Genomic DNA, 12,001 nt, shown 5'->3' on the forward strand with positions numbered 1-12,001 from the left:
ATCCACATCGCGGACCTGGCCGAGGCGCACCTGCTGGCGCTGCAGGCGGCCAGGCCGGGCGAGCACCTGATCTGCAACCTGGGCAACGGGACCGGGTTCTCGGTGCGCGAGGTGATCGAGTCGGTCAAGCGCGTCACCGGCCGGGAGATCCCGGTGCAGGTCGCCGACCGCCGTCCGGGCGACCCGGCCGTCCTGGTCGCCGCCGCCGACCGCGCCCGCGAGGCCCTGGGCTGGGTCCCCAAGCGCCCCGAGCTCGACCGGATCGTCGCCGACGCCTGGGAGTTCACCCTCGCCCACCGCGCCTGACCAGCACCCCTCCCGCCCCGGCTCCCACCGTCGGAGACCCTGTGTACAGGAACTTCACCAAACCCCCACGCCGTGCGGGCACACGCCCGTAGGCTGAGCGAGGGACCGGTGGGGGTCGGCCCACGAGCAGGGGGGCAAGGACGGATGGGGCGTACACGCGTCCTGGTGGTCGACGGCCACCGGATCTTCGCCGAGGCGCTCGCCACGGCACTGGCCGCCGAACCCGACGTGGACGTCGGGGCGGCGGGCAGTGCCGCGGCGGCCGAACGGGCACTGGAGCGGGCGGCGGGCGAGCACCGCCCGTACGACGTGGTGCTGGTCGACGTCGACCTCGGCGCCGTGCCGGTGCCGCCGCCCCGCGGCCCGGCCGCCGTGCCGGCGCCCCGGCGGGCCCCGCAGCCCCCCGGCGGGCCGCCGCCGCTGACCGACGGGATCGCCCTGGTGGCCCGGATCCGACGGGCCCACCCGCAGGTGCGGGCCGTGCTGCTGGCCGCCGCGGACGATCCGCAGCGGGCCGCCCGCGCGCTGCAGGCCGGGGCCAACGGCTGGGTGGCGCGCGAGAGCACGCTCGGCGCGCTGATGACGGTGGTGCGCGGTGTCCGGCGCGACGAGACGCACCTGCCGCCCGCGCTGCTCACCGGCGTGGTCCGCGAACTGACCTCGGCCCGCCGGGACCGCTCGGAGAGCGAGCGGCTGGTCGCCGCGCTCACCCCCCGCGAGGAGGAGGTGCTGCGCTGCATGGTGGCCGGTCTCGGCCGGCAGGCCGTCGCGGAGCGGCTGTTCCTCTCCCCGCACACCGTCCGCACCCACATGCAGAACGTCCTGGGCAAACTGGGGGTGCACTCCACGCTGGCGGCGGTCGCGGTCGCCCGTCGGGCCGGGATCGCCCCCCTGGAACCGCCCGGGCCGCCCGTCGGGCCCGCTCCCGCCCCGGCCACCGCTCCCGTCCCTCCGCCGACCGTCGCCTCTGCCGCAGGCCCCGGCCCGGGCTGAACGAGCCCGCGCCCTTCCGCACGTTCCACTCCGTGAGTCAGGTAGACCGGAGGTCAGATGTCGCCGCACCCCACTGCCGCGCGCCCGCACCGGGCCCGCACCCCGTTGCCCGCCCAGCGGGCCGGTTCGACCGGCCTGCGCACCCTGGTCGTCGGGGCCGGCTCCGCCGGGACCGCGCTGGTCCGCGACCTGGACCGGACCCCGGACTTCGGTCTCCGTCCGGTCGGCGTCCTGGACGACGACCCGGCCAAGGCCGGGTCGGACGTCTCGGGCAGCCCCGTCCTCGGCCCGCTCGCCGACCTCACCGACCTGGCCCTCGCCCACGCCGCCCAGGTGGTGGTCCTCGCCATCCCCGGCCTCCCGCACCAGCGGGTGCGCGAGCTCGCCACCGCCGCGGCCGCGGCCGGTGCGGCCGTCCGCTACCTGCCGTCCTTCCTGTCCGCGCTGCGCCGCGAGGTGGTCGGCTCCGACATGCGCACCCTGGACGTCAACCGGCTGATCGGCCGGCACGAGGTCCACGTGGTCTCCCCGGACGTCCGCACCGTCATCGAGGGCCGCCGGGTCCTGGTCACCGGCGCCGGCGGTTCGATCGGCAGCGAACTGTGCCGGCAGGTCCAGGCGTTCGGGCCCGCCGCGCTCTACATGCTCGACCACGACGAGTCCAACCTGCACCGGCTGCAGCTCGACATCTGGGGCGAGGCGCTGCTCACCGACGAGTCCCTGGTGATCGCCGACATCCGGGACCGCCCCCGGATCCAGCAGATCTTCCGCGACCTGCGCCCCGACGTGGTCTTCCACGCCGCCGCGCACAAGCACCTCCCGCTGCTGGAGCGCCACCCCAGCGAGGCGGTGAAGTCCAACGTGCTGGGCACCGACCACCTGGTCGAGGCGGCGCTCGCCACCGGCGTCGAACGCTTCGTGCTGATCTCCACCGACAAGGCCGCCGACCCGACCTCGGTGCTCGGCGCGAGCAAGCGGCTGGCCGAGCTGATCGTCCAGGCCAACGCCCGCGACGCCCGCAACCTGGGCACCGGCGTCTTCGCCGCCGTCCGCTTCGGCAACGTCCTCGGCTCGCGCGGCTCGCTGCTGTCGGTGCTGGAGGAGCAACTGCGCAGCGGCGGCCCGGTGACGGTCACCCACCCCGACGTCACCCGCTTCTTCATGACCATCGAGGAGGCCGTCGGCCTGGTCCTGGAGGCCGGACGGATGGCCGAGGGCGGGGAGGTCTTCGTCCTCGACATGGGCGAGCCGGTCCGGATCGTCGACCTGGTGCACAACTTCGCCGAACAGGTGCAGCTCGGCGCGGACGAGGTGGAGATCCGCTACACCGGCCTGCGGGCCGGGGAGAAGCTCAACGAGGCGCTGTTCTCCGACGACGAGGAGCGCCTCCCCACCGCCCACCCCCGGATCTTCGCCACCGCCGCCGACCACGCCACCGTCCCCGAGGACCTGGCCGGCGGCCTCACCGGCCTCTACGACGCGGCCACCGTCAACTCCGACCCCGAGGTCCGCGACCGCCTGGCGGCGCTGCTCCCCGGCTACCAGACCGCCCGCACCAAGGCCCCGGCCCTCGCGACCCCGTACCCGGACGGTTTCTGAAGGCCCCGTCAGCAGCCCCGTGCCCGCCGTTCCCCGAACCCCTGACGGGGCTTCTCAGCTGCTGCGGTCGAAGGGGGCCACCAGGCTGCGGAGCAGGGCGGCGAGTTCGGTCTGCTGGGCGGGGGCGAGCTGGGCGAGGATCTCGCGTTCGTGGGCGAGGAGGCCGGCCAGGGCCTGGTCGGCCTTGTCGCGGCCGGCCTCGGTGAGGCGGACCAGGACGCCGCGGCGGTCGTCGGGGTCGGGGAGGCGGACGACCAGGCCCTTGGCGGTGAGGCGGTCGATCCGGTTGGTCATGGTGCCGGAGGTGACCAGGGTCTGGGTGAGGAGCTGGCCGGGGGAGAGCTGGTAGGGGGAGCCGGCCCGGCGCAGGGCGGTGAGGACGTCGAACTCCCAGGGTTCGAGGCCGTGCTCGGCGAAGGCGGTGCGGCGGGCGCGGTCGAGGTGGCGGGCGAGCCGACTCACCCGACTGAGGACCTCAAGCGGCTCCACGTCGAGGTCGGGGCGCTCTCGGCGCCATGCTGCGACCAGGCGGTCGACCTCGTCCTCCATGACGATCAGTGTATCGGGGGGTGTGTCGATGTGAAGTCTCTTGACATCAAGAGATAACAAAGGAAGCCTCGTCGTTACAGAGATATCTTGACGTCGAGATACTTTCGGGAGCCGCACCATGCCCGCCCACTGGGACGCCGACCAGTACCTCCGCTACGCCGACCTGCGGAACCGCCCCTTCGAGGACCTGCTCGCCCGCGTCCCGGAGCTGCCGCCCGCCCCCACCGTGCTCGACCTCGGCTGCGGCCCGGGCAACTCCACCGCCGCGCTGCGCCGCCGCTGGCCGGACGCCCGGCTGCTCGGCCTGGACTCCTCGCCCGAGCTGCTGGCGAAGGCCCGCGGCGCCGACGGCGAACCCACCGCCGCGTACCGGCAGCAGGACGTCACGCAGTACGACCCGGCGCCCGAGCGGCCCGACCTGATCGCCTCCAACGCCGCCCTGCACTGGATGGACACCGACACCGCCGACCACCTGGAGCTGCTGCCGCGCTGGGCGGCCGCGCTGCGCCCCGGCGGGGTGATCGCCTTCCAGCTGCCCGGCAACTTCGCCGCCCCCAGCCACACCCTGCTCGCCGAGCTGCGCCGCGCCCCGCACTGGCGCGAGCGGCTGGGCACCGTCCGCCCGGACGCCTCCTGCCACCAACCGGAGCGCTACGCACGGACGTTGATGGCGGCGGGCTGCACCGCGGACGTCTGGGAGAGCACGTACACGATGGTGCTGCCGGGCCCCGACCCGGTGCTGGAGTGGGTCAAGGGCTCCACCCTGCGCCCGGTGCTGGACCGGCTGCCCGAGGAGCGGGAGCGCACCGCCTTCCTGGCCGAGTACGGGGCGCTGCTGCGCGCGGCGTACCCGGCCACCGAGCACGGCACCCTGTTCCCGTTCCGCCGGGTCTTCGCGGTGGCGGTCAGGCGGTGAGGCGCTGACGGCGGGTCACCTGGCGCCGGGCAGCGCCGGGTGGCGCCCCAGCACCACCACGCCGACCACGATCGCGGCCAGCCCGGCGCTCTGCCAGGCCAGCGCCCCCGGGGTGACGCGCAGCCGGTCGCCGAGGAAGCCGACCGCGCAGGCGATCCCGGCCAGCGGCTGGGCCGCGGTGAGGGCGGGCAGCGACATCCGCAGCGGCGCCGCCTCGAACGCGGACTGCACCAGCAGCAGGCCGATCACGCCCAGCCCGACCACGGTGTACGGCGGCCAGGAGACCAGTGCGGCCGCCGCCCCGTCCCGGTCGATCCGGTCGAAGGTGGTGCGGGTGAGCGCGTCCTGCAGGCCGTAGAGCAGCCCGGCGGCCAGGGCCAGCAGGGTGGCCTCCTCGAACAGCGGCAGTCGGCGGGCCACCGTGACCAGCAGCAGGGCCAGGCCGGAGACGATCCCGAAGACCAGCCAGTACCGCAGCGGTCCGGCCGCCGGGCCGCCCCCGCGGGGCTGTCCGGCGGCGATGAACGCCGTGACGCCGAGGGCGATCAGGGCGACGCCGATCCAGCCGGGGCGGCCCAGCCGGGTGCCGGTGATCCGGCGGGCCAGCAGCATCGCCCAGACCAGGTTGGTGGCCAGCAGCGGTTCGACCAGGGCGACTTCGCCCTGGCTGAGGGCCAGCGCGGAGAGCACCTGGCCGCCGATCATGAAGGCGATGCCGAGCAGCCAGTCGGGCATCCGCATCAGGTCGAGCAGCAGCCGCCAGCGCAGCAGGTCGCCGCTGGGCGCACGCTGGGCGGCGTGCTGCTGCAGGACGAATCCGGCGCCCAGGCAGCAGGCGGCGCCGAGGGCCAGCAGGAAGACCGCCACGGGTGCTCCTGTCGCGGGGGCGGCCCGGGCCCCGGTGCGGGGTCGGGCCGGTCGGTGTCAGTTCTTGCGCTCGCCGACCAGCTTGGGGTGCCGCTCCAGGCCCTCCAGGCCGTGCCAGGCGAGGTTGACCAGGTGGGCGGCGACCTCCGCCTTGGCGGGCTTGCGCACCTCCAGCCACCACTGGCCGGTCAGCGCCACCATGCCGACCAGCATCTGCGAGTACATCGGCGCCAGCCTGGCGTCGAAGCCCCGGGACTTGAACTCCAGCCCGAGGATGTCCTCGACCTGGGTGGCGATGTCGCCGATCAGCGAGGCGAACGAGCCGGTGGACTGGGCCACCGGCGAGTCCCGGACGAGGATCTTGAAGCCGTCGGTGGAGGTGTCGATGTAGTCCATCAGCGCGAACGCGGCCTGCTCCAGCAGCTCGCGGGAGTGCCCGCCGGTGAGCGCGCCGGTGACCATGTCGAGCAGCAGCTGCATCTCGCGGTCGACCACCACCGCGTACAGGCCCTCCTTGCCGCCGAAGTGCTCGTAGACGACGGGCTTGGAGACCCCGGCGCGCTCGGCGATCTCCTCGACCGAGGTGCCGTCGTAGCCGCGTTCGGCGAAGACCGCCCGGCCGATCTCCAGCAGCTGCTCGCGGCGCTGCTTGCCGGTCATCCGCACCCGGCCGCCGCCCTTGCCCCCGCTGCGGCGCGAGGGCGGTCGATGGCCGGTGCTGTCTCCGTTGGTCCCGTTCACCCCTCCATCATGCTGTAGGCGCCGGGTCATGCGGCGCGGCGGGCGGCGATCCGCTCCGCGCCGGGCCAGCGGACGTCGTGCGCCCAGCCCGCCCGCTCGAACCAGCGGATGACCCGGGCGGAGGAGTCGACCTGCCCGCGGAGCACGCCGTGCCGGGCCGAGGTGGGGTCGGCGTGGTGCAGGTTGTGCCAGGACTCGCCGCAGGACAGCACGGCCAGCCACCACACGTTGCCGGAGCGGTCGCGGGACCTGAAGGGGCGCGAACCCACCGCGTGGCAGATCGAGTTGATCGACCAGGTGACGTGGTGCAGCAGCGCGACCCGGACCAGCGAGCCCCAGAAGAAGGCGCTCAGCGCGCCCTGCCAGCTCCAGGTGGCCAGGCCGCCGACCAGCGGGGGCAGGCCGAGCGAGATCACCGTCCACAGCCAGAACAGCCGGGAGACGCGCCTTATGGCCGGGTCGCGGACCAGGTCGGGTGCGTAGGTGAGCTGTGGGGTCTGCTCCTCGTCGAACATCCAGCCCATGTGCGCCCACCACAGGCCCTTGAGCAGGGCGGGCAGGCTCTCGCCGTAGCGCCACGGCGAGTGCGGGTCGCCGTCCTTGTCGGAGTAGCGGTGGTGCTTGCGGTGGTCGGCGACCCAGCGCACCAGCGGGCCCTCGACGGCCAGCGAGCCGAGCACCGCCAGGCCCACGCGCAGCGGGCGGTTGGCCTTGAACGCGCCGTGGGTGAAGTAGCGGTGGTAGCCGACGGTGATGCCGTGGCAGGTGAGGAAGTACATGCCGACGGCGAGTCCGGCGTCCAGCCAGGACAGGCCCCGGCCCCAGGCCACCGGGACGGCGGCGAGCAGGGCCAGGAACGGCACGGCGATGAACAGGGCCAGGGCGGTGCGCTCCAGCGCGCCCTGCTTCTCGCCGCCCCTGGTGGCGGACAGTCCGGTGGCGTCGCGCTCGGCGGTGGTGGCTTCGTCCTCGGCGGCGCGCGGCGGCGCCTGCCCGGTCTGGATGGTCATGGCGCTCCCGGGGGTGAGGGGGGAGGAGCTGGTACCTACGTTTCCGTAACTTACGGCATCGTAGGTACCGTCACCCGGCAAGCGGAAGGCCCCTGCGCGGACGTGTCGCCCGGTCGGCCCGTCGCCGGGCGCGCCGTTCGCGGGGCGTCGTTCGTGTGCCTTCGCGGAAGGTGGTGGAGCTACGGGCCGTCAACCCGTAGGCTGTGCTGGGCGCGCGACGCGCCCTTTCCGCCGTGGTGTAATGGCAGCACAGGGCCCTTTGGAGGCCTTTGTCTGGGTTCGAATCCTAGCGGCGGAGCCCTTCGCGGAGCCCCCTCCTGCCGGTTTCGGGCCGTCCCGACCGTTTCGGGCGGTTTCCGTTCCTTTCCGCTCGGTATCCTCGGTGCGCCCTCAACCCGCATCGACCGAGGAGTCTCCCCGCGTGAGTGCCAACCAGCCCGCCGCCGTGATCGTGCTCGCCGCCGGGGGCGGCACCCGGATGAGGTCCAAGGCCCTGCCGAAGGTGCTGCACGAGATCTGCGGCCGCTCCCTGGTGGGCCACGCGGTCAGTGCGGCCCAGGAGTTGACGCCGGGTCAGCTGGTCGTGGTGGTCGGCCACCTGCGCGAGCAGGTCCAGGCGCACCTGGCCGAGCACCACCCGGCCGCCCGCCCCGTCGTGCAGACCGAGCAGAACGGCACCGGCCACGCCGTGCGCACCGCGCTGCAGGCGCTGGCCGCCGACGGCGTGGAGCTGGACGGCACCGTGCTGGTCACCACCGGCGACGCCCCGCTGCTCACCGGCGCCACCCTGGCCGCGCTGGCCGCCGCCCACGCCGAGCAGGGCAACGGCGTCACCGTGCTGACCGCCCGGGTTCCCGACCCGACCGGCTACGGCCGGATCCTGCGCGGCCCGGACGGCGCGGTCGCCGCGATCGTCGAGCACAAGGACGCCACCGCCGAGCAGCTCGCGGTGGACGAGATCAACTCCGGGGTGTTCGCCTTCGACGCCAAGCTGCTGGCGCTGGCCCTGTCACTGGTCGGCACCGACAACGTGCAGGGCGAGGAGTACCTGACCGACACCCTGGAGATCCTGCGCCGCGAGGGCCACCGGGTCGGTGCGGTGGTGGCCGCCGACCACCGGGAGATCCTCGGCATCAACGACCGGGTGCAGCTGGCCGAGGCCCGCCGCCTGCTCAACGACCGGCTGCTGGAGGACGCGATGCGGGCCGGCGTCACCGTGGTCGACCCGGCCTCCACCTGGTTCGACGTGCAGGTGACCTACGAGCCGGACGCGCTGGTCCACCCGAACACCCAGCTGTACGGCGCCAGCCACCTCGGCGAGGGCTGCGAGGTCGGCCCGAACACCACGCTGACCGCCACCGCGGTCGGCGCGGGCGCCCGTGTGAGCAACACCACGGCCGAGCGCGCCGAGATCGGCCCGGAGGCCAGCGTCGGCCCGTACGCGTACCTGCGGCCCGGCACGAAGCTGGCCCGCGGGGCGAAGGCCGGCACCTACGTCGAGATCAAGAACTCGGAGCTCGGCGAGGGGGCGAAGGTCCCGCACCTGTCGTACATCGGGGACGCGACGATCGGCGAGGGCACCAACGTCGGTGCGGCGTCCGTCACAGTGAACTACGACGGGGTGAACAAGCACCGCACGGTCATCGGGGCCCACTGCCGCACGGGATCCGACAACATGTTCATCGCTCCGGTGACGGTGGGTGACGGCGCCTACACGGCCGCCGGATCGGTGATCACCAACGACGTCCCGGCCGGTTCGCTGGGCGTCGCGCGGGCCCAGCAGCGCAACATCGCGGGCTGGGTCGAGCGGAAGCGGCCGGGCTCGGCCTCCGCCCGCGCGGCCGCCGAGGCGGGTGGGGCGCAGTAGTCCGGACGGGGCGGCCGGGGATCTTGAGGAGTGGTCCCCGGCCGCCGGTCCGCCGACGGGGCGCGTAACCTGAAGTACATACGTGCGCCATCGGGCCTGTTCGGCCGTGCCTCGGCGTACTCACCCAGAGTGGCAATACATCGAGGAGACGGTGCAGTGAGCGGGATCACGACCTCCGGTGAGAAGAAGCTCAAACTCTTTTCCGGCCGTGCCCACCCCGAACTTGCCGAGGAGGTCGCCCGCGAGCTGGGCACCGAACTCGTCCCGACCAAGGCCCTGGACTTCGCCAACGGCGAGATCTACGTCCGCTTCCTGGAGTCCGCCCGCGGCGCGGACTGCTTCGTGATCCAGAGCCACACGGCTCCGATCAACCAGTGGATCATGGAGCAGCTGATCATGATCGACGCGCTCAAGCGCGCGTCGGCCCGCAGCATCACCGCGATCCTCCCGTTCTACGGCTACGCCCGGCAGGACAAGAAGCACCTCGGTCGCGAGCCCATCTCGGCCCGCCTGGTCGCCGACCTGCTGCGCCAGGCCGGCGCCGACCGGCTGATGGCCGTGGACCTGCACACCGCGCAGATCCAGGGCTTCTTCGACGGCCCGGTGGACCACCTCTTCGCGCTGCCGATGCTGGCCGACTACGTGGGCGACCGCGTCCCGGACCGCTCCAAGCTGACCGTGGTCTCCCCGGACGCCGGCCGGGTGAAGGTCGCCGACCAGTGGTGCGACCGCCTCGGCGCCCCGCTGGCGATCATCCACAAGCGCCGCGACATGTCGCAGGCCAACACCATCCTGTCCGCCGAGGTGGTCGGTGACGTCAAGGGCCGGGTCTGCGTCCTGGTCGACGACATGATCGACACCGCGGGCACCATCTGCGCCGCCGCCGACGCGCTGTTCGACGCCGGCGCCTCCGACGTCCTCGTCGCCGCCACCCACGGCGTGCTCTCCGGGCCCGCCGCGGACCGGCTGAAGAACTCCCGGGTCAGCGAGTTCGTCTTCACCAACACCCTGCCGACCCCGGCCCAGCTCCAGCTGGACAAGATCACCACGCTGTCGATCGCCCCGTCGATCGCCGCCGCGGTGCGCGAGGTGTTCGAGGACGGTTCGGTCACCAGCCTCTTCGAGGGCGTGCACTGACCCCGCCACTGCCCAGGTCGGCCCCCGGTTCCGCCACGGAACCGGGGGCCGATTTCACGTCCGCGCCACCCCCCGGTTAGTCTTGGGAGACTGCTCGGCGAGGGATGCCCATTCGGTGCTCCGTGATCGACGCGCGAGAACGATGCGCCTTGATCGAACCGCCGAGCGTCCCCCCATTGACGTACGTGAGGGTGTGGCCCGGCGGTTCTGTCGTTCCTGCACCCCTTCGCTTCACGAGGAGTGCAGTCGTGTCCGAGATCCGCCTTGCCGCCGAAGCCCGCACCGAGTTCGGCAAGGGTGCCGCCCGCCGCGCCCGCCGCGCCGGCTTCGTCCCCGGTGTCGTGTACGGCCACGGCCACGCCCCGGTGCACCTGAACCTGCCCGGCCACGACCTGATGATGGCCCTCAAGACCCCGAACGCCCTGCTGGTCGTCCCGATCGAGGGCAAGGACGAGTACGTGCTGCCGAAGGCCGTGCAGCGCGAGGCCATCAAGCGCTCCATCGAGCACGTCGACCTGCTGCTGGTCAAGCGCGGCGAGAAGGTCACCGTCGAGATCCCGGTCCACACCGAGGGCGAGCTGGCCCCCGGCGGCAACCTGATCGAGAACGTGCTGAACGCCCTCCCGATCGAGGCCGAGGCCACCCACCTGCCCGAGTCGGTCACCGTCTCGATCGAGGGCCTGGAGGCCGGCGCCTCCATCACCGCCGGCGACATCGCCCTGCCCTCCGGCGTGACCCTGGCCGTCGAGGCCGACGCCGTCGTGCTGCAGGTCATCGGCGCCCAGGCCCCCGAGGCCACCGAGGAGGCCGCCGACGAGGCCGCCGCCGACGAGGCCGTCGAGGCCTGATCACCGCCTCTTCGCTGCCCCGGCCGTCCCGCCCCGTGCGCGGACGGCCGGGGCAGCGGCGTGTCCGGGATGATGTGACGGTACGGAGAGCACCCGCGTGAGGAGCGGCATGAGCGAGTACGACGGCCCCTGGCTGGTGGTGGGCCTCGGCAACCCGGGCAAGGAGTACGCCCGCAACCGGCACAACATCGGCTTCATGGTGGTCGAGCTGCTGGCCCAGCGCATCGGCGCCAGGTTCAAGGCCCACAAGAGCCGCGCCCAGGTCGCCGAGGGGCGGCTGGCGGGCAGGCGGGTCGTGCTCGCCGAGCCGATGAGCTTCATGAACCTCTCGGGCGGCCCGGTCACCGCGCTGCGCGACTTCTACAAGGTCCCGACCTCGGCGATCGTCGCCGTCCACGACGAGCTCGACCTCGACTACGCGGCGCTGCGGCTGAAGACCGGCGGCGGCGACAACGGCCACAACGGCCTCAAGTCGATCACCAAGTCGCTCGGCCCCGACTACCACCGGGTCCGCTGCGGCATCGGCCGCCCGCCCGGCCGGATGGAGGTCGCCGACTTCGTGCTCAAGGACTTCTCCTCCACCGAGCGCAAGGACCTCGACTGGTTCGTCGACCGGGCCGCCGACGCCGTCGAGGCGCTGCTCCAGGACGGCCTGGAGCGGGCCCAGCAGACCTACAACTCCTGAACCCCCGCCTCCACTTGGCACCTGGTGCCGGGCCCGCACCGGATTCGACCACCCTCCGTACACAACGTTCATGCAACGCTTGCCCGCTGGAAGCTGACCGGGGGTCAGAAACGTCGGCGGATCCGATAGCGTCGGGACCGGTGCAGCAAGGATTGAAGTGCCGTCTATGGGGGTATGGGCCGTGATTCGGTCGAAGCGCGTGGGCAAGGTCGTCGGAGGCACCGTCCTGTGCCTGGCCGCCGGGGGGTGGACCGCCGGGGCCGCCGCGGCCGCCGAGGCCAGTCCCGCCCCGGAGCCCGCCGCGGCCCGGCTCGCCCCGCCCACCGGCTCCGTCGGCTCGGCCGGCGTGTACGCGGTGGGCGGCGGCCTGGTGGTGGTGGCCGGCGGGGCGGCCGCCTGGCTGCGCAAGCGCAGGAAGGTCTGAACGGCCGGTAGCAGCAACGGCGGCGGCCCGCCCCCTCGTCCGAGCGAGGGGGCGGGCCG

General features: G+C 73.4%; 12 protein-coding genes, 1 tRNA gene and 1 pseudogene. 10 read left to right on the top strand and 4 right to left on the bottom strand.

Features of this window, described 5'->3' with window-relative positions:
- From QSK52_RS38335 to QSK52_RS38345, 3 genes and pseudogenes are all read left to right on the top strand, one after another.
- Window positions 1-306: pseudogene (locus QSK52_RS38335) on the top strand (UDP-glucose 4-epimerase GalE); the annotation flags it as partial.
- Window positions 307-450: 144 nt separating this feature from the next.
- The gene (locus QSK52_RS38340; RefSeq protein WP_285740916.1) at window positions 451-1,299 is read left to right on the top strand and encodes a response regulator transcription factor; all 849 of its coding nucleotides are present in this window, start codon (window positions 451-453) and stop codon (window positions 1,297-1,299) included.
- Window positions 1,300-1,356: 57 nt separating this feature from the next.
- Window positions 1,357-2,898 carry a polysaccharide biosynthesis protein gene (locus tag QSK52_RS38345; protein WP_285740917.1) on the top strand — a complete coding sequence of 514 codons (1,542 nt, stop codon included), beginning with the start codon at window positions 1,357-1,359 and terminating at the stop codon, window positions 2,896-2,898.
- A gap of 54 nt (window positions 2,899-2,952) precedes the next feature.
- On the opposite strand, the gene QSK52_RS38350 is transcribed toward QSK52_RS38345, so the two are convergent.
- On the bottom strand, window positions 2,953-3,447 hold the full coding sequence (locus QSK52_RS38350; protein WP_285740918.1) for a MarR family winged helix-turn-helix transcriptional regulator: 495 nt from the start codon (window positions 3,445-3,447) through the stop codon (window positions 2,953-2,955).
- Between the two features lie 118 nt (window positions 3,448-3,565).
- On the opposite strand from QSK52_RS38350, the gene QSK52_RS38355 reads away from it, so the two are divergent.
- Window positions 3,566-4,363 carry a methyltransferase domain-containing protein gene (locus tag QSK52_RS38355; RefSeq protein WP_285740919.1) on the top strand — a complete coding sequence of 266 codons (798 nt, stop codon included), beginning with the start codon at window positions 3,566-3,568 and terminating at the stop codon, window positions 4,361-4,363.
- 15 nt (window positions 4,364-4,378) lie between these two features.
- Here the strand turns inward: QSK52_RS38355 and QSK52_RS38360 are convergent, their stop codons facing one another.
- Genes QSK52_RS38360 through QSK52_RS38370 form a run of 3 tightly spaced genes read right to left on the bottom strand, consistent with a single transcriptional unit; the run spans window position 4,379 to window position 6,981 of the window.
- Window positions 4,379-5,230: a DMT family transporter gene (locus QSK52_RS38360; RefSeq protein WP_285740920.1), complete on the bottom strand. Its 852-nt coding sequence runs from the start codon at window positions 5,228-5,230 to the stop codon at window positions 4,379-4,381.
- Between the two features lie 57 nt (window positions 5,231-5,287).
- A complete protein-coding gene (locus tag QSK52_RS38365; protein WP_435053488.1) occupies window positions 5,288-6,001 on the bottom strand; it encodes a TetR family transcriptional regulator in 714 nt (237 codons plus the stop codon).
- Window positions 5,998-6,981, bottom strand: a complete 984-nt coding sequence (locus QSK52_RS38370) for an acyl-CoA desaturase (protein ID WP_285740921.1) — start codon at window positions 6,979-6,981, stop codon at window positions 5,998-6,000. The genes QSK52_RS38365 and QSK52_RS38370 overlap by 4 nt, the downstream gene beginning before the upstream one ends.
- 227 nt (window positions 6,982-7,208) lie before the next feature.
- On the opposite strand from QSK52_RS38370, the gene QSK52_RS38375 reads away from it, so the two are divergent.
- The 6 genes from QSK52_RS38375 (at window position 7,209) to QSK52_RS38400 (ending at window position 11,942) form a co-directional block, all read left to right on the top strand.
- Window positions 7,209-7,279 (top strand) — tRNA-Gln (locus QSK52_RS38375).
- 123 nt (window positions 7,280-7,402) lie between these two features.
- Window positions 7,403-8,848, top strand: coding sequence for a bifunctional UDP-N-acetylglucosamine diphosphorylase/glucosamine-1-phosphate N-acetyltransferase GlmU (gene glmU, locus QSK52_RS38380; RefSeq protein WP_285740922.1), 1,446 nt, complete (start codon window positions 7,403-7,405; stop codon window positions 8,846-8,848).
- 156 nt (window positions 8,849-9,004) lie between these two features.
- Window positions 9,005-9,985 carry a ribose-phosphate diphosphokinase gene (locus QSK52_RS38385; RefSeq protein ID WP_285740923.1) on the top strand — a complete coding sequence of 327 codons (981 nt, stop codon included), beginning with the start codon at window positions 9,005-9,007 and terminating at the stop codon, window positions 9,983-9,985.
- Between the two features lie 248 nt (window positions 9,986-10,233).
- A complete protein-coding gene (locus QSK52_RS38390; protein WP_285740924.1) occupies window positions 10,234-10,833 on the top strand; it encodes a 50S ribosomal protein L25/general stress protein Ctc in 600 nt (199 codons plus the stop codon).
- A gap of 109 nt (window positions 10,834-10,942) precedes the next feature.
- Complete coding sequence (gene pth, locus QSK52_RS38395) at window positions 10,943-11,518, top strand: aminoacyl-tRNA hydrolase (RefSeq protein ID WP_285740925.1); 576 nt, start codon at window positions 10,943-10,945, stop codon at window positions 11,516-11,518.
- A gap of 199 nt (window positions 11,519-11,717) precedes the next feature.
- Entirely contained in the window at window positions 11,718-11,942 is a 225-nt protein-coding gene (locus tag QSK52_RS38400; RefSeq protein ID WP_285740926.1) for a hypothetical protein, read from the top strand.
- The last annotated feature ends 59 nt before the right edge of the window (window positions 11,943-12,001 follow it).

Origin of the sequence: Kitasatospora phosalacinea (genome assembly GCF_030268885.1) — a bacterium.
Classification (GTDB): domain Bacteria; phylum Actinomycetota; class Actinomycetes; order Streptomycetales; family Streptomycetaceae; genus Kitasatospora; species Kitasatospora phosalacinea_C.

Excerpts from the sequence above, each read along its gene's own strand:
- QSK52_RS38340 (WP_285740916.1), top strand. The coding sequence starts at position 451 with ATGGGGCGTACACGCGTCCTGGTGGTCGACGGCCACCGGATCTTCGCC.
- QSK52_RS38345 (WP_285740917.1), top strand. The coding sequence starts at position 1,357 with ATGTCGCCGCACCCCACTGCCGCGCGCCCGCACCGGGCCCGCACCCCG.
- QSK52_RS38350 (WP_285740918.1), bottom strand. The coding sequence starts at position 3,447 with ATGGAGGACGAGGTCGACCGCCTGGTCGCAGCATGGCGCCGAGAGCGC.
- QSK52_RS38355 (WP_285740919.1), top strand. The coding sequence starts at position 3,566 with ATGCCCGCCCACTGGGACGCCGACCAGTACCTCCGCTACGCCGACCTG.
- QSK52_RS38365 (WP_435053488.1), bottom strand. The coding sequence starts at position 6,001 with ATGACCCGGCGCCTACAGCATGATGGAGGGGTGAACGGGACCAACGGA.
- QSK52_RS38370 (WP_285740921.1), bottom strand. The coding sequence starts at position 6,981 with ATGACCATCCAGACCGGGCAGGCGCCGCCGCGCGCCGCCGAGGACGAA.
- pth (WP_285740925.1), top strand. The coding sequence starts at position 10,943 with ATGAGCGAGTACGACGGCCCCTGGCTGGTGGTGGGCCTCGGCAACCCG.